Here is a 21,771-nt window from a genome sequence, read left to right as displayed (position 1 = left end):
CGTGCTTGGAGACGTAACTCGCGTGCTTGAAGGGCGAACACGGCGGTCAGGTGTCGCCGGGGTGGGGCCACTGCTGCCCGCGCGTCCAGGAGTCCAGCACCATCAGGGTCTTCGTGCCCGTCACCTGGTGGTGCCGCCGGATCTCGTCGATGGTGTGCTGCAGGTGGCCCATGTCCCGCACCCGCAGCCAGACGAGCGCGTCGGGGTCGCCCGCGATGGTGAACACCGCCTGGGCTTCCGGCATCCGGGTGGTGGTGCGGACGATCTCGCCGACCTTGGTGGTCCCGGTGAACCGCAGTTCGGTGAACGCCTCGATGGCCCAGCCGAGTTTGGCGTGGTCGATCTGGACGGTGTAGCCGACGATGACGCCGGCCTCCTGCATGCGGTCGATGCGGCGTTTGACCGCCGCGGTCGAGAGCGTGACGCGGGCTCCGATGTCGCCGAGAGTGCGCCGGGCGTCCTCCCGAAGCAGTTCGAGGATTTCGCGATCGGTCTCGTCGATGAGCTGGTCGGCCATGAGCGAGGATGGTACGCAGACGCAACGGATCTCGGCCACCGGCGGGGATGGGCCGGATTTTTTGCGTGCTGGCGGTCAATAGACTGCCGCTTGTTGCGACGGCCCGCGTGGTCGGGTCTCCTGTCGTGACATCGCACGGGGGTGCCGAAGGAGGCAGGTCTGGTGGAGCAGTTCACGTTGGAGGACCGGTATCTGCGGGAGGACGGCACCGTCTACCTCAGCGGGGTCCAGGCCCTGGTCCGGATGCTGTTCGACCGGGTGCGGCACGACCGCGCCGCCGGGGCCTCGCCCGCGGTGTTCGTCTCCGGCTATGAAGGCTCTCCGCTGGCGGGGTACGACCTCGAACTCGGCCGCCGCTCCGTCCTGCTCGAAAAGCACGACGTCGTGCACCGCCCCGGCCTGAACGAGGAACTCGCCGCGACGGCGGTGATGGGCAGTCAGCTCACCGCGTCGGTCGGCTCGTCGCGCGGCGGGGTCACCGGGTTCTGGTACGGCAAGGCACCCGGACTGGACCGGGCGACCGACGCCCTGCGGCACGCCAATCTCGCGGGCACCGATCCGGCGGGCGGCGCGGTGGCGCTGGTCGGCGACGACCCGAACGCCAAGTCCTCCTCGGTGCCCTGCGCCTCCGAGCTCGCGCTGGCCGATTTGGCCATGCCGGTGTTCTTTCCCGCCGACTCGCAGGACGTGCTGGACTTCGGCCTGCACGCCGTCGAGCTGTCCAGGGCGAGCGGGTTGTGGTCGTCGATGAAACTCGTGGCGAACGTGGCCGACGCCGCGGGCACCGCGCACGTCCGGCCACGGTGGACGGCGCCGGAGCTGGCCTTGCCCGCGTACCGGCACAAGCCCAGCTCCCGGCTGCTCGGCACCACGCTGATGGCGCTCGAACGCAGCCTGTACACCGAACGTCTGCCGCTGGCCGTCGAGTACGTGCGCGCGAGCGGGGTCAACCGGATCGTCCACGAAGGGCCGGCGGACCGTGTCGGCATCGTCACCGCCGGAAAGTCCTATCTGGACCTGATGCAGGCGCTGCGGCTGCTCGGCCTGGACGCCGACGCGTTGTCCCGGCACGGGATCCGGATCCTCAAACTCGGCGTCGTCCATCCGCTTGAACCGTCGATCGTCCGCCGGTTCGCCGACGGCCTGAGCGAGATCGTCGTGGTGGAGGAGAAGCGTTCCTTCGTCGAATCGGCGATCAAGGAGGTGCTTTACGGCACCGCCGGAGCGCCTGCCGTGCACGGCAAGACCGGTCCGGACGGCCGCACCCTGTGCACCGAACTCGGTGAACTCGATCCGGACGCCATCGCCAGGGTCCTGGCCGCGCGGCTGAGTGAGCACCACGACATCCCGTCGGTGACCGCGTGGCGGCAGCGACGACGCCGGGAGCGCATTTCGGTGCCGTTGCTGACCAGGACGCCGTACTTCTGTTCCGGCTGCCCGCACAACTCCTCGACCAAGGTGCCCGAGGGCACGGTGGTGGGCGGCGGCATCGGCTGCCACGCCATGGCGTTGTTCATGGAACCGGAACAGGTCGGCGACGTGGTCGGCCTGACCCAGATGGGCGGCGAGGGCGCGCAGTGGCTCGGGATGGAGCCGTTCGTCGACGCCACGCATTTCGTGCAGAACATCGGCGACGGCACGTTCACCCATTCCGGCAGCCTGGCGGTGCGGGCCGCGGTGGCGGCCGGGGTGAACATCACGTACAAGATCCTCTACAACGCGACCGTCGCGATGACCGGTGGACAGGACGCCGTCGGCGGGCTGCCGGTGGAGCGGCTCGCGTCGCTGCTCCTGGTCGAAGGCGTCGCCAAGGTGGTCGTCACCAGTGACGAGCCGAAGCGGTTCCGCGGTGTCCGGCTGCCCGACGGCGTCGAGGTCCGGCACCGCGACGAGCTGCTGAGCACGCAAGAGGAACTCGCGCGTGTTCCCGGGGTGACCGTGCTGATCCACGACCAGGAGTGCGCCGCGGAGAAGCGTCGCAAACGCCGTCGCGGCAAGCTGGAGACCCCGGCCGCCAAGGTGGTGATCAACGAGCGGGTGTGCGAAGGGTGCGGCGACTGTGGCGAGAAGTCGAACTGCCTGTCCGTGCAGCCGGTCGGCACCGAGTTCGGCCGCAAGACCGCGATCCACCAGTCGTCGTGCAATGTGGACTATTCGTGCCTGGCGGGGGATTGCCCGTCGTTCATGACGGTGCTGCCCACCGGGCGCAAACACCGGGCGCGGCTCGCGGAGATCACCGCGGCCGAACTGCCGGAGCCCCAGACCACCGGGACCGACTTCACCGTGCGGATCACCGGTGTCGGCGGGACCGGCGTGGTCACCGTCGCGCAGATCCTCGCCACGGCCGCCGTGCTCGAGGGCAGGCAGGTCCGGACCTTGGACCAGACGGGGCTCGCGCAGAAGGGCGGCGCCGTCGTCTCGGATCTGAAGATCACCGCCGAGCCGACACCGCAGGCCCCGAAACTCGCGGCCGGAGAATGCGATCTGTACCTGTCCTGTGACGTCCTCGTCGGTGCGGATCCCGCGAATCTGACGGTGACGGACCCCGGCCGGACCACCGCCGTGATCTCCACGACCGAGGTGCCGACCGGCCGGATGGTCGTCGACACCACCGTGTCCTTCCCCGACGCGGCGGCCGTGCGGGGCGCGATCTCGGAGAGCGCGGCGCGCACCGTGGCGCTCGACGCGCGGGCGCTCGCGGAAACCCTGTTCGACGACGACCAGTTCGCCAACATCCTCCAGCTCGGCGCGGCGCACCAGACCGGCGCCATCCCGCTGGACGCGGCCAGCCTGGAACGCGCGATCGAACTCAACGGCGTGGCCGTCGCGGGCAACCTCCAGGCGTTCCGCCGCGGCAGACAGCTCGTCGCCGATCCTGGCGGACTGCACGCCGCTGTCGCCCCTCCGGCCGTCGCCGCGACCCCGGCCCCGTCGGCGGCCACCCTGCGTGCCCGCGCGCTCGTGCACGCGGAGCCGGGTTCGGAACTCGCGCGCCTGCTGGACATCCGCGTGGCCGAACTCGTCCGGTACCAGGACGCTCGCTACGCGCGGGAGTACGCCGAGTTCGTCGAGCGCGTCCGGATCCTCGAAGGCGATTCGACCGTCGTCACCGAAGCGGTGGCCCGCAACCTGCACAAACTGATGGCCTACAAGGACGAGTACGAGGTCGCGCGGCTGTCGCTCGATCCCGCCGTGCTCGCCGGGATCGAGGCGGAGTTCGGGGTGGGCAGCCGCTATGCCTACCGTCTGCACCCGCCCGTGCTCCGCGCGCTGGGCATGAAGCGGAAGGTCGCGCTGGGCCCGAAGTTCCGCCCGGTGTTCGTCGCGCTGCGTGCCGCGCGGAAACTGCGCGGCACGCGATGGGACCCGTTCGGCAAGGCACACGTCCGGAAGGTGGAGCGAGAACTCGTCGTGCAGTACCGGGAAACGATCCTCGCCGCGTTCGGCACCGAGGACGCCGATCGCGGCAGGCTCCTGGCGCTGGCCGAGCTGCCCGATCTGATCCGCGGTTACGAGGACGTCAAACTGGCGAACGTCGAAGCCTACCGCCGGGAACAGTCCGCGCTCGTCGCCGAACTCGTGCCGGGGGACCCGCTCGGGGTGAGCGGCTGACGCGAGCCCAGCCCGTGCCGTTCCCGCGTGACGGACGGGCCGGGCGCACCGGCCGGGTGATCCCAGGCGATCGCCCGCTCCGGCGGAGATCGAGGAAATCGCGGACTGCGTCACCGTACGGTGACGCCGCGGGAAGCCCTGCGCCAGACCGGCAGCGGGCACTTTCCGAAGTCAGGCGACGGTCTGGTTCCGGAACGGGGAATGCCGGCAGCTCGGCAAGCTGCCCGGCGGTACCCGCGGCCAGGCTTACCGGATCAGCGACAACGGCCGCGTCGTCGGTGTCGCCGCCACCGCCGCCGGAAAATCCCCTGCGGTCCACTGGACACTCGACTAGCGTCTCGGCGACACCGGCCGAGCCGTGTCTCGGCCGGCGCGACCGTCTGGACCCCGTCGAACGAGGATGTCGTGGTGAGCAGTACACCGGATCTCGGTCCGATGCCGCGGCGAGTCGCCGTCGACCCGGCGCAGGTGCGCGGATTGGTCGCCGAGCAGTTCCCGCGGTGGGCCGGGCTTCCGATCCGGCCCGTGGCCGAATCCGGTTGGGACAACGTCACGTTCCGGCTCGGCGAGGAAATGGTGGCGCGCCTGCCGAGTGCGGCCGAGTACGCGCTGGCGGTGGACAAGGAACAGCACTGGCTTCCGGCGCTCGCGCCCCGGCTGCCACTGCCCATCCCCGTGCCGCTGGCGAAGGGACGGCCCGGCGCGGACTATCCCTTCCCGTGGTCGGTCTACCGGTGGCTCGACGGCGAACCCGCGAGAGCGGACCGAATCCCGGATCCTGTTCGGTTCGCTTCGGACCTGGCGGGTTTCCTGGCGGCGTTGCGAAAGGTCGACGCCGCGGACGGCCCGCGGCCGGGTAAGCACAACTGGTTCCGTGGCGCCACTCTGCGCACCTATGACGCGCCGGCCGAGCGCGCACTCTCGGTGCTGGACGGCGATGTCGACGTCGACTCGGCCCGCGAGATCTGGCAGACGGCGCTGGACGCTCCTTGGGACGGAGTGGACTCCTGGTTCCACGGTGACATCGCACCGGGGAACCTGCTCCTCAAGGGCGGAGAACTGGCGGCTGTCATCGATTTCGGAACCTGCGGTGTCGGCGATCCGTCCTGCGACACGGCCATTGCCTGGACGTTGCTGAGCGCCGACGGCAGGCAGGCGTTCCGCGACCGGCTATCGGTCGGCGACGCGGCGTGGGCGCGAGGACGGGGCTGGGCCCTGTGGAAGACCCTGGACACCTGCGCGCGGACAAGAGGTCGTGTCGACGAAGAAGCCGCGGACGCGCGGCGTGTGCTGGGCGAGATCCTCTCGGAGTACTCGGCCGGTCGTTGAGGGAGACGGTCGCCCGGTTCGCTTCCTCCGCGAGCAGGCGCACCGATATCCCCGCGCGTGCCGACCTGATCGCGCTCCTGTTGGCGATTAACCACCTTCGATGACGTGCTGGCGGACGTTTTGAAGGCGCGGCTGACAGATTCGCGAAGGGTGAATCGATCGCGGGTGACAAAGACATCGAATGGTCTCACGGGCTCTGTGATTTTGCTTGCCTGGCGTACCCGGTGGGTGTGTTAATTCCCTGTGGCATAACCGTGAACGTGCACACGCGCCCGCTGAAGAGGAACCCCGCGAAAGCGGGTGTCATTCGTTTTCGGTGTTTTCGGCGAGCGTGGTCTATGTGTTGGAGAGGGACCTGTGAAACACGGAAGACGTAGTCGAAGACTGGTCACTGGGGGCATCGCCGTCGTGAGCACGGCCGCACTGGTGGCGCTGGGTATAGCGGTGGGTTCGGGCACCAGTGCCGCGGCTCCGGGTGAGCTCACCCAGAATTACTCGTGTCCATTTCCGTTGATCGGCGACCAGAAAGTTTCGGTCACCATCAAGACCACTCAGCCTTCGACGATCGAAGCCGGGAAATTGACGCCCGTCATCGAGATCACCGCCGTGTCCAACGCGGGCAAAACGGCGACCGAGGGCCTTCGTCTTGTCGGTGCCGAAACAATCAAGGGCACCGCGAAGGCGACCTCGACCGTGACGATGCCCGGCAGCCAGGGCACGATGACGGTGAAGGTCGACGCCGACGTGCCGAACCAGCCCATTCCGCCGGTGGGCAACGACCTCGTCGTCAACGCCACGGGCAGCGCTCCCGCGTTGAGGTTCGACCAGCCGGGCACCGCGTCGCTCGCCGTGACCGGTCTCCAGCTGGTTATGACCCCGCTCAAGGCCGACGGAACCCCGACGGGTCTCGGCACCTTCACCTCGGACTGCGTTCTCGCGCCGGGGCAGGGGACCGTCCTCCAGACCTACACCGTGACCGGTTCGCCGGTCGCCCCGGAAGCCGTTGTCGGCACGGGTGATCACCCGCCACTGCGGCAGCTCTACAGCTGCCCGTTCCCGTTGATCGGCAACCAGGACGTCACGGTCGACATCAACGCCACGCTGCCCGACACGATCCCGGTGGGCCAGTTCACCCCGAGGATCGACATCACGGCCGTCTCCAACGCGGGCAAGACCGCGACCGAAGGGCTGCGGCTCGTCGGCGCCGAATCCCTCAAGGGTTCCGCGCTGGCCACCTCGCTGGTCTCCAGTCCGCAGGGACACCTCGCGGTCGGCGTGCCGACGGCCATCCCGCGACAGCCGATTCCGCCGAAGGGCAACGACCTGATCGTCAACGCGAGTGGTTCCGCGCCGGCGTTGCGATTCGACCAGCCGGGAACGGCGACGCTTTCGGTGCACGATCTGGTGCTGACCATGACGCCGTTGACGGCTTCCGGTGCGGAGACCGGCCTCGGCACGTTCGTCGCGGACTGCACCCCGGCGAACGGTCAGGCCAACGTCCTGCACACCTTCACCGTCACTCCCGCCGCCGACACGACGGCGCCTTCGGCTCCCGGCGCCGTGACGGTCGGTGAAGTGACTCAGAACAGCGTCGCGTTGTCCTGGGGCGCCGCCACCGACAACGTCGGCGTCGCGGGCTACGACGTCTACGCGGGCGCCGATCTCGTGAAGTCCGTGACCGGCACGTCGGCCACGGTCGACGGATTGACCCCGGACACGGAGTACTCCTTCACCGTCAAGGCCAAGGACGCGGCGGGCAACGTCTCGCCCGCCACCGCGCCCGCCACCGCCAAGACCGCGAAGGCTCCTGACACGCAGGCGCCGACGACACCCGCGAACGTGCACTCGACCGGAACGACCCAAACCAGTGTGACGCTGGCCTGGGACGCGTCGAGCGACAACGTCGGTGTCACCGGCTACGACGTTCTGAAGGGTGCCGAAGTCCTCAAGTCGGTCACGGAACCCCAGGCCACGATCGACGGGCTGACGGCCGGTACCGAATATTCCTTCACGGTGGTCGCGAAGGACGCCGCGGGCAACGCGTCGGCTCCCAGCGCCGCGGTCACGGCGAAGACGCAGGCCGCGCCCGACACGCAGGCGCCCGCTGTGCCGGGCAACCTGCACACGACCGGTACCTCGGCCTCCAGCGTCGGCCTGGCGTGGGACGCGTCGAGTGACAACGTCGGTGTCGTCGGCTACGACGTCTACCACGGCGGCACGGTGGTGAAGTCGGTGACGGAGGCCAACGCCACGGTCGACGGTCTCACCGCCGACACCGAGTACAGCTTCACCGTCGTCGCCAAGGACGCGGCCGGGAACAGGTCGGAGCCCAGCGCGCCGGTGACCGCTCGGACGGCCACGGTCCCGGACACCGAAGCACCCGGTGTCCCGGCGGGTCTCGCCGCGGCCGATGTCACCCAGTCCAGCGTCGCGCTGTCCTGGAACGCGTCGAGCGACAACGTCGGTGTCGTCGGCTACGACGTCTACAACGGGACCACCTTGGTCAAGACGGTGGCCGGGACCGCCGCGACCGTGGACGGTCTGGCGCCGGGCACGGAGTATTCCTTCACCGTGGTCGCGAAGGACGCCGCGGGCAACGCGTCGGCTCCCAGTGCCGCGGTCACGGCGAAGACGCAGGCCGCGCCCGACACGCAGGCTCCCGTCGCGCCGGGTGCTCCCCGTGCCACCGGCACCACGCGGACCAGCGTGAGCCTCGAGTGGACCGCGTCGACGGACAACGTGGGCGTCACCGGTTACGACGTCTACAACGGCGCCACCTTGGTGAAGTCCGTGACCGGTACTTCCGTGACGGTGGACGGGCTCGCCGCGGATACGGAGTATTCGTTCACCGTGGTCGCGAAGGACGCGGCGGGCAACCTGTCGACCCCGAGCACCGCCATCACCGTCCGGACGCAGGCCGCGCCCGACACGGAAGCGCCCGGTGCGCCTGCCAACCCGCGTTCCACCGGGACCACGCAGACCAGCGTGAGTCTCGCCTGGGATGCCGCGAGCGACAACGTCGGCGTCACCGGTTACGACGTCTACAACGGCAGCGCCTTGGTGAAATCCGTGACGGGGGTTTCCGCGACCGTGGACGGCCTCACCTCCGACACGGAGTACACCTTCACCGTCGTCGCCAAGGACGCCGCGGGGAACAAGTCGGCCGCGTCCTCGCCGGTCACGGCGAAGACCCGGCCGAACACCTCCCCGGTCGTCAAGTACAGCTACGACCTGGCAGGCAAGACGCAGCTGAAGAAGCTCGCCGGCCCGATCGACCTGCGTGGCGGTATCAACGCCGCGATCACGCTGGCGAACGGGACCTTCGACGCCGACCTCACGCTGAACCCGACGAGCGCGAAGCTCACGCTCTGGGGCTTCGTCCCGGTCAACGCGAAGATCGAGTTCGCGTCGGCGGGCAAGACCACCGGCACGCTGGCGGCCGGGGTGCTCAAGTCGACGTCGGCGGTGACGGTCAAGCTGCCGCGGATCAGCGTCTTCGGCTTCCCGGTGTCGGCGAGCCCGGCCTGCCGGACGAAGACGCCCGTCCAGATCCCGCTCCAGTCGAAGGCCGGTTTCGATCCGTTGGCCGGTGGCAAGCTCACCGGTTCCTACACCCTGCCGCCGTTGCAGGGCTGCGGGTTCCTGAACGACATCGTGAGCGGTGTCGCCTCGGGTGCCGGCAACACGGTGGAGGTGAACCTCAAGCCGCGTCCGGTCGGCTGACCCCGCGGAAACCCTGATCCGGCCCCGTCGCGTCTCGCGGCGGGGCCGGACCCCTGACCGGACCACGGGTACTCCATTTCAGTGATGTGACATTTGATGGCAACCTGTCAAACTCCAGTTACGTCGAAGGGATACTTCGGAGCAACAGGGGGATGAATGGGGCAGGGGTTCTCGGTCGAACCGGCCGCGGTGCGCGCTCTCGGCGACCTCGTCCTGCGGGCGGGCGCGGGCGTCGACACCTATCGGCAGTGGTTCGACCGCTTGGTCGGCGCCGGAGCCGGATTCGACACCGAGAGCGGTGAGGGTTTCTTCGCCGCCGCCTGGCCGAAACTGGACGAGTGGCAGCGCACGGCGCTGAGCCAGACGCGGTTCGCGGCCGACCTCGCCGCGGGCGGCGGACACGAACTGCGCTGTGTGGCGCACTGGTACGGCGTGGTGAACGCGCGGGCGGCGGAAGTGCTGGACCGGCTCGATCCGGAGCCGGACGCCGCACGGGTCCCGGTGGACGAAGTGCGCGATCCGGCCGGTGCCGCGTCGTTCCGCGACGCCGTCCCGGTGGGCTACGGCGGACCCGATCCCGCGTCCGTGGCCGACCCGACCTGGTGGCCGGTGAAAGCTGAAGCGGAGCGCGAGAAGCTGCTCGATCTGGGCGGTTCCCTCGGCGACGTCGCCGAGGTGATCAAGATGCTCACCGGTTCCGACAAGGACTTCATCACCATGATCGCCGACCTGCTCGTCGGCGACTGGACCGTGCTGCAGCGGCAGGCGGTGCTCTACGACGACGCCGCGCTGGGGCTGGAGAACACCGCGGCCAACATCGACCAGGGCCGGTTCGGGATCCAGGGGGCCTGGGAAGGGGAGGGCGCCGATCGGGCGAAGAACTGGCTGGCCACCTATCGGTCGAGTCTGCTGCGGCTGGCTCAGTACTTCCGTGGCGCGAGCCTGGCGATCCAAGCGCTGGCGAAGCTCGCCTACCACCTGATGCAGGAGATCCGGCACGGCTACAGCTCGGCGATCGACATCGCGCTGCTGATCCTCACCAAGGGCAAGAAACTCGGCCTGGAAAAAGGGATGCGCGTCGTGGACGTGATCAGCGAAGCGCTGTCCCAGCTCGGCCGTCGCGGCAAGCTCGTCGAAGTCGTGAAGGAAGGCGAGCTGCTGGACATCATCCACCTCGTGCTGTCCTTCAACGAGATCGTCGGGATCATTCAGACGCTGATCAGCGCCGCGTACGGGCTGGCGCACATGTTCGCGGGGGAGAAGGCCCTCGACGAGGTGCTGGAAACCACCATCGCGATGGGTGACCCGCCGCAGTGGCCGGAGGGCTACGAGCACCGGGACGCCGAGTGCCCGGCCAAGCGCAAGCGGGTGCTGCTGTGACGGGCGGGCACGCGATCCACGATCCGTTCGACTCCGCCGAAGGGGACCGGGCGCGGCAGACGGTCATGCGGCTGCTGGCGGCGACCGGCGGCGCCGCCGGGGACTTCGCGGGCGAAGTCGTCGCCGGGCGACGGCGACCCTGCGAGCTGCTGGCGCACGGCCCGGTGCTGGACGAGTTCGTCGAGGAGGCGCGAGGCTGGTGGCAGGTCATCGACGCGCTGCCCGCCGAGGAACGGCGACGCCTGACCGCGGAAGCCTGGACGTCCTTGGAACGGCAGGTCGGCGAACTGGCGACGATGGACGTCGACGCCGCCGTCGCCGAACTCGAAGAGCTTTCCGCGGTGGCGCGGGACACGCCGGCCCCCAGCCGGCCGCCTCGTGACGATGAGGACGACGATTGGTCCGACAGGTCTTATCTGGAGCCACTCTGAGCCGCGCCGCATCCACAAAGGACCGGTGCCCTTTCGGGCAAGGAACGCTGTCCGTTCGCACGGCGTCGCTTCAACAGTCCACAAGGGACATCACGACCCCAGTGCCCGCTACGTCGCCGCCGTGGTTCTCTGTCGCCGGGAGTACATGAAGGCCCCCTTCCTTGCGCTAGGCCTAGCGCAAGGAAGGGGGCCTTCATGTACTCCCGGCGCACCGGCGCAGCCGACGAAGCCCGACCGGCACTCTCGGCCCCGCTCACCCACCTCCGAGGTCACAACCCTCCCGCCCCACTCGAAACGGCTGCACGCGCGAACCGTGTCGGGGCTCAGTGACGCTTGGTGGTGAAGCAGACGCGGATCGTGGTGCCCTGTGGGCCGGTGTGGACGCGTACGAGGTCGGCCAGGTGGTTGACCAGCAGGAGCCCGCGGCCGCGTCGCTGCTCGGGGGAGGCGGGCCGCCGTCCGGCCAGCGGATCGGTCAGGTGGCCGGTGTCGTGGACCTCGCAGACGAGCCCGCCCGCCTCGGACCAGATGCTGAGCCGTCCTCGTCCGCCACCGTGATCCACGCTGTTGGCCAGGAGTTCGGCGACCGCGAGCTGGACGTCCGCCACCTGATCGTCGGTGAGGCCGGCACGCCGCGCCTGCGCACGGGCAACGGCGCGGGCTTGAGCCAGGGAAGCCGCCTCGCCGGTGACGGCGTCGATGACGCTGTACCCGGCAGGCTCGATCGGGAGCGGTTCGGGCAGCGGGGTGTTGTACCCAGTGATGATGCGGTCGGGGTCGTAGCCGGTGCTGGCTCGCTCTCCGGTGGAGTCGATCAAGACCGGATGGGTGGCTTTGGCGTCGGAGAGGGCGCGGGCGTCCAGGCGGGTGACGTCGTAGGGGCAGAGAATGGTGACTTCGCGGCCGGTGAACGCGTGGTTGATCAGGGCCTCGTGCTGGGCACACGCCGGATATTCCAGCTCGGACCGTTCCGCCCAGATGGGCTCACCGATGATGCGGACCCGCCGAGTGGTGTGCTCGTCGGCGAAGGCCCGGAGGACACCGGGGATGATCCGGCCGGGGTTGCGGCCTTCCTCCGTCATGTCCAGCAGCAGGACCCGCTCGGCGTCCGGGCCCAAGGCGGCCCGCAGCAGTTCGAGGTTGGGGCCGGGCACCGAGACCGCGACCGGTTCGCTGCTCTCCAAGCCCCGCAAGATGAACGGAACAGTGCCCGCCAGATAGTCGTCCGGTCCCCGGTAGAACAGCGCCGGGTGGACGAACGGGTCGGTGCCCGTCGCCGTCTTGGTCGCCTTCACCGTGACCGGATACCCGCGTTCGCGCGGTTGACGCACAGCGCGCTCATCCCGTTCCCGGTCTCACCGGCATGTCCAAATCCAGCTCCCACTGACCGTGTCGCCGACTTCTCCGCACCCATTCTAGGGGCAGCGGTGCCGGGGTACGTCCGCCCTCGGATATGCGGACCGGACGCATTCACTACGTGCCCCGACTTATTGCCCACAAGCTGGCGACCGCTGTGGTCCGGGGTGATGCTTGCCGAGCCGGGGTCGTTCACGCTGACGTAAGGGGCGCCGTGGTGGAGTTGTCCTGGGTGGAACGGGAGATCGCCAAGCCGTTCGCCTTCATCGTGGTCGAAGGCGAACCCGGATCCGGTAAGACGGACCTCCTCCGCCGGGTGGCGCGGTCCGCGGCTCAGGAGCGGACCGTGCTCGAGTTCCGCTGCGTACGAGAGCGCGATCCGGTGCCGCTCGCGCCCCTGCTCGACGCGCTGGGTGCCGCCGCGGACAGGTGGACGGGGCCGGCCGGTCGCCTGTCGCCGCTCGCCGGGGTACTGCGCCCCTTGCTCCCCGAATTCAGCGCCGTCCTGCCCGAGCCGCTCGGCTCCGATCGCCATCTGGTGCACCGTGCGCTCCGCGAACTGCTGACCTTGCCGGAGCGGGCCCTCCTGATCGTCGACGACGCGGACCAGGCCGACGAGGAGACCCAGGACTTCCTCCGCCTGCTGGCGGCCCGGCCGTCCGAACGGCTGGCCGTCGTGACCGGTTCCGCGCTCCGGTTGCAGCAACGGACCCTTCGCGATGCTTGGTGGCCTCCCCGGTCCGGGGTGACGGCTCGCCACGTCCTGAAGCCGTTGCGGATCGCGGACGTCGTGGAGAAGACCGGTTCGTGTGAGCTCGCCCAGCGGGTCCATCGCCGAACCGGCGGGGTGGCCGCGGCGGTCACCGCGGTCTTGGAAGCGATCTCCGGACTCGACGTGCCGGCGGCCATGAAGCTTGTGGAGAAGGTCGTCCCCGCCGCTTGGGCGGCAGAACTCGCCGCGCGGTTCGCCGTGCTGGAGCACGGCGCCGCGGCGATCGTTTCCGCCGCGGTGACCCTCGGCAGGCCGGCGGGCGGCGAGGCGCTCGCCGCCGTGGCGGGCTCGGACGCCACCGGCATGGTCGACGACCTGCTCCAGGCGATGGCGGCGGGGTTCCTGCGCGATTTGGGCAACGATCGCTACGCGGTGCGCAGTCCGCTGGTCGCCGACGCGGTCGACGCCGCCATCCCGGGCCCGCGGCGGTCGCAGCTGCACTCGGGCGCCGCGCGGCTGCTCGCCTGTGCGGACGAGCCGCAACCGCGGAGGGTCGCGTACCACCATCGGGAGGCCGGTGAGCTCGACGAATGGGCACGGTACGTCTCGGAATCCGTGGACCAGGCGGCGGCCGAGGGCCGGCCGGGTGAAGCGGTACGGCTGCTCGAGGCCGCGCTTAGGGACCCCGCGCTCTCCCGGGCGCGCAAGGAGAACTTCGCCGTTCGTCTCAGCCGGCAGACCGCGTACGGTCTGATCGGCGAGTCCACGTTGCGGCTGCTGCGTACGGCGGCGCACGACTGGCCGCTGAGCGACGCCGCTCGCGGCGAGATCCGGATCAACCTCGGCCGGGTCCTGATCAATCAGGTCGGGCAGGTCGACGCGGGCCGTTCCGAGATCGAGCTGGCCATCGCGGATCTGGACGGACGGCAGGCGCTTCTCGCCCGTGGACTGATCACCTTGGCGCTTCCGCACATCGGGCCGGTGCCGGTCGAGGAGAACCTGCGCCGGCTGGATCAGGCCGAACGGGCCAGCAAGGGCACCGGCGACGTCGAATTGCTCGCCGCGGTGACCGCGAACCGGGTGTCCGGCCGGATGCAGGTGGCCGACCCCGGCGTCTGGCAGGACGTCGGCACGCTTCCGGCCTCGCCCCGGTCCGCCGAGGTGCGCAGGCAGGTCAGCCGGACCTACGTCAACCTCGCCGACGCGGCCGCCTGGAACGGGTACTACCCGGTGGCGAGGACCTATCTCGCCACCGCCCGGCGGCTGGTCCACGACGAGGAGCAACCCTACCTGGAAGCGCTCGCGGCCGGGACGGCTCTCCGGCTCGACGTCGCCACGGGTATCTGGCCCGAGGTGGAGACCGAAGTCCTCGGACTGGTGGGCCGCGTCGGCCGGGACAGTTCGCTCGCCGCGGAACCGTTGCTCGCGCTGGCTTGGTACCAACTGGGCAACGGACGTCGCAAAGAGGCGTCACGGAACTTCGACGCCGCCTTCACCCTCGCGGCCGGGAACGTGCCACAGCGGGCGTCGGCGTTCGCGGGGAGGGTGGCCGTTCTCCTGGCGGCCAAGGAACTTGCCGTCGCCGCGCGGCTCGTGGAGAGCGGGCTCGAAAGTGTGCGCCGGAAGAACAACTGGGTCTGGGGGGCGGAACTTCTCCCGCCCGCGGTCCAGGTCCTCCTCGCCCGAGGGGAGAGTGACGCGGCGGAGCGGCTGGTGGCCGAGTACGGGGAAGGGATCGCCGGACGGGACGCGCCGCTCGCCCACGCGGCGGCTCTCTTCTGCCGGGGTCTGCTCGCCAGGGCCCGCCCTGCCGACGCGGTCGAATTCTTCAGGCAGGCGGCGCTGTCCTATCAGGCTTTGCCGCGCCCCCATGCCGCCGCCGGGGCGAGCGAACTCGCCGGCGAGTGTTACGCCGCACTCGGTGACCATCGGAAACTGCTGGGCGCGTTGACCTCGGCCGAAACCATCTACCGTTCCCTGAAGTCCGTCACCGACGCGCAGCGATGCCGTCGGACCCTGGCGCGCCACGATCCCACCACTCCGTCGCGTGGTCGCCGTGGCTATGGCCAGGCCTTGTCGCCGCGCGAACTCGAGGTGGCTCGCCTGGCCGCCCAGAATCTCAGCAACCGCGAAATCGCGGAGCGGCTCTTCCTGTCCGCGCGGACGGTCGAAGTCCATATCAGCCGGGCGTTGAACAAGCTCGAGCTGCCTTCCCGCGCGGTGCTCGGCGAACATCTGTCGCGCGAACTCGACGGCATGCCACGCTCCTGAGCCGGCGAATGGCGACGAGGTGGCCTCGACACGTACTTTTCCTTTGATGAGGTCACTTATTCAATGGTCTTACGGCACTGATTATCCGGACGCGAACAGTTAATTGAGTAGCCTGCCGGGCGTGATACTTATTGTTCTCGTCTCTCGGAGAACTCATTGTTGTTGCACCGTCTCCCGGTGTTGATTTCCCCACTTTCAGGAGTGACTCGATGCGTGAAAGTCTTCGACCAGGAAGGGCTGTGGTCCTTGCCGGCCTGGCGCTCGTCTTCGGTTTGTCGGCACCACCCGCCTTCGCCTCGCCCGCCGGAGCCATCGTCCAGGCGTGGACGCCGGACGCGATTCCAGGTTCCTACCTCGTCACCTTGAAAACCGGGCCGTCGCCCGCCGCCGAGGCTCGGTCACTGGCGGCGGAATACGGTGGTCAGGTCACCCGCACCTATGATTCGGCGCTGCGCGGTTTCGCGGGACGGATGACCGAGGCTCAGGCTCGGCGGCTGGCCGCGGATCCGGCCGTCGCTTCGGTCGAACCGGACAGCGTCGCGCACGCCACCGACATCCAGAACGATCCCACCTGGGGCCTGGACCGCGTCGACCAGAAGGATCTGCCGCTCGACAAGAAGTACGGTTATGCCGATAAAGGCGACGGTGCCACGGTCTACGTGCTCGACACCGGGACGGACTACCGGCAGAGCGAGTTCGGTGGACGCGCGAGCAGCGGCTACGACTTCGTCGACAACGACAACGACGCCGTGGACTGCCACGGCCACGGCACACACGTCGCCGGCACCGTCGGCAGCACGACCTACGGTGTCGCGAAAGGCGTGAAGCTCGTCGCCGTCCGCGTGCTCGGCTGCAATTCCAGCGCGCCGTGGTCGACGATCGTGTCCGGTATCGACTGGGTCACCAAGAACGCCAAGAAGCCCGCGGTGCTCACGATGAGCATCGGTGGCGGTGTGACGTCCACTGTGGACCAGGCGGTGCGCGGCGCGGTCCAGGCCGGGATCACCGTCACGGTCGCGGCGGGCAACGAGGGGCAGGACGCCTGCAACGTCTCGCCGGCCAGGACGCCGGAGGCGATCACGGTCGCCGCGAGCGACATCCAGGACAAGCGGTCGATCTTCAACTCTTCGCAGTCGTCGAACTACGGGACCTGCACCGATCTGTTCGGACCGGGCAGCAACATCACCTCCACCCGCAACGGCGGTGGCACGCAGCAGATGAGCGGCACGTCGATGGCCACCCCGCACGTCGCCGGCGCGGCCGCGCTCTACCTGACCGCGAACCCGTCGGCCACCCCCGAGCAGGTGAGCAAGGCACTGCTCGACAACGCCACCCCCGGCAAGATCTCCGACGCCAAGGGATCGCCGAACAAGCTGCTGTACACCGGTTTCCTCGGTGGAGGCACGCCGAACCCGCCGTCCTGCGCGGGCGGCACCAGCACCGACGACGTGGCCGTCCCGGACGCCGGTGAAGCCGTGAGCAGCACCGTGACCATCGGTTCCTGCGACGCGAAGGGGACCTCCGGCACTTCGGTGGCCGTGGCGATCAAACACCCGTACACGGGCGATCTCAGGATCGACCTCGTCACGCCGAGCGGCAAGGTCGTCAACCTCGAGCAAGCGGGTGGCGAAGGCACCGTCGACCTTTCCAAGACCTACACCGTCGACACCTCGGGCGAGAACCGTTCCGGCGACTGGAAGCTGCGTGTCCAGGACGTCTACCGGTTCGACACCGGCGTGCTCGACAGCTTCGGCCTGACCTTCTGATTTCCCTCCCTGCTGAAAGGAAATACCGTGAAGAGAAAAAGAGTCCTCGGCCTGCTGGCACTGGGTGTGGCGACGTTGTCGATCCCCGTGGCGGGCGGAACCGCCGGGGCGGCGCCCCAGCCGACCGCCTCGGCGATCGCTCCCACCGGTGACGTCCGGCTTCCCGACGGAGCCCATGCCCAGGGCATCGGCGGGGTGCCCGCTTCGGTGAAGGACCACCCCTTCGCCATCGCGGCTCTGCGTGAGGGCGGTTCACGTCCCAAGGGGCAGAGCTGCAGTGGTTCCGTCGTGGCGCCCCGCAAGGTGATGGTCGCGGCGCACTGCAAGGAACTGGCCGGGGAGAAGTCCGTCCTCTATGGACTGGACGATCTGGTGAGCACCGGCGGTACCCAGCTCAAGGCCGTCGACTACCAGCTGCACCCGAAGTTCACCCAGCCCTGGAACGGCTACGACGTCGCGATCATCACCACCGACGCCGACATCCCCGTCCCCGCCGGCGGTTACGCGAAGGTCGCCACCTCCGCCGACACCGGCCTCGAGACGCCGGGCAAGGACGGTTTCAGCCTGGGCTACGGCAAGAAGAGCTACAACGACAGCCCCGCCGACGTCACGCTGCAGAAGCTCACGCTGCCGATCGTCGACCCGAATCAGTGCACCGGGGTGGAGAACGGCGTCGACCCGGCGACGATGATCTGCGCCGGGTACTCCGACGGCCGCAAGACCGTGCTGCCCGGGGACAGCGGTGGCCCGTTCATCGTCGACGGGGTCGTCGTCGGCATCACGTCGTGGAGCCGCAGCGACTTCAAGTGGTACAGCGTCTACAGCCGCCTGAACAACGAGATGGGCGACTGGGTCAAGCAGCAGATCGGCGAGGTGCCCAGCACCGACAAGTTCACCCTCGCGGCCTCGCCGGGTTCGGTGAAGGCCGACCCCGGCAGGTACGTGTCGGCGTCGATCACGAGCAAGGCGGGCAAGAACGGCAGCGAGAACGTCGAATTGACCGCGTCCGGGCTGCCCGACGGCGCCAAGGCGACCTTCCAGCCGTCGTCCATCATGTCCGGTGACACCGCGAAGCTGACGATCGAGACCGCGGCGGGAACGCCCGAACGGAACTACCCGATCACCGTGTCCGGCAAGGGAACGACCGACACCGCGACGACCACGCTGACGCTGACCGTCGGCAAGGGCGGCACCGAACCGGGCGATCTCAAGGTGACGCTCAACCCCGCCTCGGGCACCGCGCGCGCCGGTTCGCTGGTCAGCGCGACCGTCTCCGCGACCGGCGGCAGTGGCTCCATCACCCTGTCGGCCTCCGGTTCGGGCCTGCCGATCGCGCCGTTCTTCAACCCGCAGAGCATCTCCAGCGGTGGCAGCTCGACGATGCAGATCTTCGCGCCGTTCCAGGCGGGTACCTATCCCATCACCGTGACGGCGAAGGACGGCTCGGGCAAGACCTCGACCGCCACGTACACGCTCACCGTCCAGTGACCGTACTCATCACCGAGGTGGCAAACCATGCGTAAATTACTGCTGACCCTGGGCGCGTTGACCCCCTTACTGGCGCTGGGCATCGGAAACGCCGTGGCGGCCGAAGCCGAAGGCGTTGTGGTTCAAGCGAAACAGCACTACGGCGAGCAATACATCGTCGTGCTGAAGAACGGCGTCGCGACCGCGCAGGCGTCCGCGTCGTCGCTGACCGGACGCTTCGGCGGCGAGGTGCGGTCCACCTGGTCCGCTGCGCTGAACGGCTTCTCGGTCAAGAAGATGACCGAGAAGCAGGCCCGGCGGCTCGCGGCGGATCCGTCGGTCAAGACCGTCTACCAGGACGGCACCGCCCGCGGCGCCGACACGCAGACGAACCCGACGTGGGGCCTGGACCGCGTCGACCAGAAGACCCTGCCGCTGGACAAGAAGTACACCTACAACAACAGCGGCGCGGGCGTCACCGCGTACGACCTCGACAGCGGCATCAACCCCGACAACCCGGAGTACGAAGGCCGGGCCAGTCTCGGCAAGGACTTCATGGGCGGTGACGGCAAGGACTGCAACGGCCACGGCAGCCACACGGCGGGCACCATCGCCAGCAAGACCTACGGTGTCGCCAAGAAGGTCAAGATCGTCGGGCTGAAGGTACTCGGCTGCGACAACTCCGGACCGGACTCGGGCATCATCGACGCCGTCGACTGGGTCACCGCCAACGCGAAAAAGCCGGCCGTGGCGAACATGAGCCTCACCATGGACGCGCCCGGTGTGGGCGACGACGCGCTCAAGAAGTCGATCGCGTCGGGTGTCGTCTACGGCGTCGCGTCCGGCAACGCGTCGACCGACGCCTGCAACACCAGTCCCGCCAGGGTTCCCGAGGCCATCACGGTGAACGCCACGGACTCCAGCGACAACCGGTCGTCGTTCTCGAACTACGGTTCGTGCACGGACATCTTCGCGCCGGGCTCCGACATCACGTCGCTGAGCCCGAGCAACGGCGGGTCGGCGGTCATGAACGGCACCTCGATGGCGACGCCGCACGTCGTCGGTGCCGCCGCGCTCTACCTGGCGGCCAACCCGTCCGCGACGCCGAAGCAGGTGCGGGACGCCTTGGTCGGCAACGCCTCCGACGCGGTCGTCAAGAATCCCGGCAATGGCTCGCCGAACAAACTGCTGAACGTGTCGTTCATCGGTGGCGGCGGCCCGGAACCGACGTGTGGCCCGAAGTCGAACACCGCCCCGGTGGCGATTCCGGACGCCGGTGCCGCGGTGACGAGCTCGATCACACAGGAAGGATGTGACGGGAAGGCATCCTCGACGCTGCCGGTGAAGGTGGACATCAGCCACACCTATTCGGCTGATCTGGCGGTGAGCCTGATCGGGCCCAGCGGCACCACCTATCGGCTGAAGAAGGCGGGCGGCACGGGCAGCTGGGCCGGGGTGCACGAGACCTACACGGTCGATGCTTCCGGCGAGAACGCCAACGGGGCCTGGAAGCTGAGCGTCCAGGACGTCTACCAGTTCGACACCGGTTCGATCGACGGATTCGCTATCACGTTCTGACCAGGGTGGGATGAGAAGTGGGGCCGGTCTCGACGACCGGCCCCATTTCGTCGCTCGCGGCCTCCTTGCCTACCTTCGGATGTGCTCCCTGGTGCCAGTGGGACGCCCGCGCCGGGTCTCGAAGTCCGTGAAGGCCTCCTTGAAGGACCCAGGGTCCCTCAAGGAGGCCTTCACGGACCTGCGATCCCGGGCCGTGGGCCGGACAGGCCGATCTCGCTTCAACTGTCCACAAGGGACGTTCAAAGCTTCTCAGGTGCCCGGTTGGGGGTTCCAGGGGTCATGAGTGGTGAGGACGGCTAGGGCCAGGAGTGTCTTGAATACTTACGTTGAAGGCAGAATAGAAGCTTTCACGTACTTCGGGCAGGGTTAAGGGTCTGGTCTCGTCGGCTGTGCCGGTACGTCTGGAGTACATGAAGGCCCCCTTCCTTGCGTCTAGCGCAAGGAAGGGGGCCTTCATGTACTCACACGAGAGAGAACCACGGCGACGGCCTAGCGGGCGCAGGGGTCGTGATATCCCTTGAGTACTGTTCAAGTCTTCAGCGATTTCGCGCTGCCTCCGCCTTCAGTACGCCAAGTTTGCCTTACCCCTCAATAGAACCCGAATCGCTACTCGCGACCCCTCGCGTGCGGTGAACGCTAAGAGCGACCAGGCGCGCGATCGCTTCGGAGGCTTCCCGGATCTTGCGGTCCGCCTCGACGTCACCCTTCGCCACTGCGTCGACGACGCAGCGCGTCATGTGCTGTTCGAGAAGTTCGAGCGAGAACGACTCCAGTGCCCGGGTCACCGCGGAGACCTGGGTGAGGACGTCGATGCAGTACTTGTCCTCTTCGACCATCTGGTGCAGTCCGCGAATCTGCCCCTCGATGCGCCGGACGCGCTTGAGTCGGCTTTCCGTGCCGGCGCCGTGACCGATCACGCTCACTCCTCGAGTCCGGAATCCGTCCACGCCTCGATCATGCTCGCTGGGAGGCGGCCCGCGCTGTCGGATGAGCGGGTGATGCTGTCCCGGGCAGGTGGTGACATACGGCACGGGGGTATCTGCGTTGCCGTACCCCCCTAGGGTATGTAGAGTCGGTTCCAGGAGGACGAGAGATGCACGGATACACGCAAGGCAAGGACGAATACCTGACCCGGCTACGGCGGATCGAAGGACAGGTCCGGGGCCTGCAGCGGATGGTCGAGGAGGACAAGTACTGCATCGACATCCTGACGCAGGTGTCCGCGGCCACCAAGGCGTTGCAGTCGGTGTCGCTGGGGCTGATGGACGAACACCTCAAGCACTGCGTGTCCGATGCCATCGCCAAGGGCGGCGCCGAGGCCGACGAGAAGATCCAGGAGGCGAGCGACGTCATCGCCCGCCTCGTCCGTTCCTGAAGCAGCACAACGAATCCGAAGGAGAACCACGATGAGCGAGACCACCTACACCGTCACCGGCATGACCTGCGGCCACTGCGTCGGCTCGGTCACCGAAGAGGTCGGGAAGATCAGCGGCGTCACGGCTGTCCGTGTCGACCTGCCGACCGGCGCGGTGACCGTCGTCAGCGCGGCGGAGCCCGCGGCCGCGGATGTGCGCGCGGCCGTCGAAGAAGCCGGATACGAGCTGACCGCCTGATTCGCGGTCCGGCTCC

At 68.7% G+C, this 21,771-nt stretch carries 14 protein-coding genes; 11 read left to right on the top strand and 3 right to left on the bottom strand.

Annotated features, from left to right (window positions below; all coding sequences use genetic code 11):
• Positions 1–46: 46 nt before the first annotated feature.
• Entirely contained in the window at positions 47–517 is a 471-nt protein-coding gene (locus P3102_RS22935) for an Lrp/AsnC family transcriptional regulator (RefSeq protein WP_276361642.1), read from the bottom strand.
• 162 nt (positions 518–679) lie between these two features.
• On the opposite strand from P3102_RS22935, the gene P3102_RS22930 reads away from it, so the two are divergent.
• From P3102_RS22930 to P3102_RS22905, 5 genes are all read left to right on the top strand, one after another.
• Positions 680–4,129: an indolepyruvate ferredoxin oxidoreductase family protein gene (locus P3102_RS22930; protein ID WP_276361640.1), complete on the top strand. Its 3,450-nt coding sequence runs from the start codon at positions 680–682 to the stop codon at positions 4,127–4,129.
• A 435-nt stretch (positions 4,130–4,564) separates the two neighbouring features.
• The gene (locus tag P3102_RS22920; RefSeq protein WP_276371306.1) at positions 4,565–5,458 is read left to right on the top strand and encodes an aminoglycoside phosphotransferase family protein; all 894 of its coding nucleotides are present in this window, start codon (positions 4,565–4,567) and stop codon (positions 5,456–5,458) included.
• A gap of 408 nt (positions 5,459–5,866) precedes the next feature.
• Complete coding sequence (locus P3102_RS22915; protein ID WP_276361639.1) at positions 5,867–9,181, top strand: fibronectin type III domain-containing protein; 3,315 nt, start codon at positions 5,867–5,869, stop codon at positions 9,179–9,181.
• Between the two features lie 156 nt (positions 9,182–9,337).
• The gene (locus P3102_RS22910; protein ID WP_276361637.1) at positions 9,338–10,561 is read left to right on the top strand and encodes a hypothetical protein; all 1,224 of its coding nucleotides are present in this window, start codon (positions 9,338–9,340) and stop codon (positions 10,559–10,561) included.
• Positions 10,558–10,992, top strand: coding sequence for a hypothetical protein (locus P3102_RS22905; RefSeq protein ID WP_276361635.1), 435 nt, complete (start codon positions 10,558–10,560; stop codon positions 10,990–10,992). Before P3102_RS22910 ends, P3102_RS22905 begins: the two co-directional genes overlap by 4 nt.
• A 323-nt stretch (positions 10,993–11,315) precedes the next feature.
• Here P3102_RS22905 and P3102_RS22900 read toward each other — a convergent pair whose 3' ends face one another.
• The gene (locus P3102_RS22900) at positions 11,316–12,287 is read right to left on the bottom strand and encodes an anti-sigma factor RsbA family regulatory protein (RefSeq protein ID WP_276371305.1); all 972 of its coding nucleotides are present in this window, start codon (positions 12,285–12,287) and stop codon (positions 11,316–11,318) included.
• Positions 12,288–12,565: 278 nt separating this feature from the next.
• Between P3102_RS22900 and P3102_RS22895 the strand changes: the two genes are divergently transcribed.
• The 4 genes from P3102_RS22895 to P3102_RS22880 all read left to right on the top strand — a co-directional run bounded on the left by P3102_RS22895 (position 12,566) and on the right by P3102_RS22880 (position 20,142).
• Positions 12,566–15,331 carry a LuxR family transcriptional regulator gene (locus P3102_RS22895; protein WP_276361634.1) on the top strand — a complete coding sequence of 922 codons (2,766 nt, stop codon included), beginning with the start codon at positions 12,566–12,568 and terminating at the stop codon, positions 15,329–15,331.
• A 239-nt stretch (positions 15,332–15,570) separates the two neighbouring features.
• A complete protein-coding gene (locus P3102_RS22890; protein WP_276361632.1) occupies positions 15,571–17,097 on the top strand; it encodes a S8 family peptidase in 1,527 nt (508 codons plus the stop codon).
• A 27-nt stretch (positions 17,098–17,124) separates the two neighbouring features.
• Positions 17,125–18,585 carry a trypsin-like serine protease gene (locus P3102_RS22885; protein ID WP_276361630.1) on the top strand — a complete coding sequence of 487 codons (1,461 nt, stop codon included), beginning with the start codon at positions 17,125–17,127 and terminating at the stop codon, positions 18,583–18,585.
• Positions 18,586–18,612: 27 nt separating this feature from the next.
• Positions 18,613–20,142: a S8 family peptidase gene (locus P3102_RS22880; protein WP_276361629.1), complete on the top strand. Its 1,530-nt coding sequence runs from the start codon at positions 18,613–18,615 to the stop codon at positions 20,140–20,142.
• 581 nt (positions 20,143–20,723) lie between these two features.
• Here the strand turns inward: P3102_RS22880 and P3102_RS22875 are convergent.
• Positions 20,724–21,059, bottom strand: a complete 336-nt coding sequence (locus P3102_RS22875) for a metal-sensitive transcriptional regulator (protein WP_276361627.1) — start codon at positions 21,057–21,059, stop codon at positions 20,724–20,726.
• 176 nt (positions 21,060–21,235) lie between these two features.
• Between P3102_RS22875 and P3102_RS22870 the strand changes: the two genes are divergently transcribed.
• Positions 21,236–21,517 (top strand): metal-sensitive transcriptional regulator, encoded by a 282-nt coding sequence (locus P3102_RS22870; protein ID WP_276361625.1) that lies wholly within the window; start codon positions 21,236–21,238, stop codon positions 21,515–21,517.
• A 31-nt stretch (positions 21,518–21,548) separates the two neighbouring features.
• The gene (locus tag P3102_RS22865; protein ID WP_276361623.1) at positions 21,549–21,755 is read left to right on the top strand and encodes a heavy-metal-associated domain-containing protein; all 207 of its coding nucleotides are present in this window, start codon (positions 21,549–21,551) and stop codon (positions 21,753–21,755) included.
• The last annotated feature ends 16 nt before the right edge of the window (positions 21,756–21,771 follow it).

Origin of the sequence: Amycolatopsis sp. QT-25 (genome assembly GCF_029369745.1) — a bacterium.
Lineage (GTDB): Bacteria > Actinomycetota > Actinomycetes > Mycobacteriales > Pseudonocardiaceae > Amycolatopsis.
This window is presented reverse-complemented; position numbering and strand designations above follow the sequence as displayed.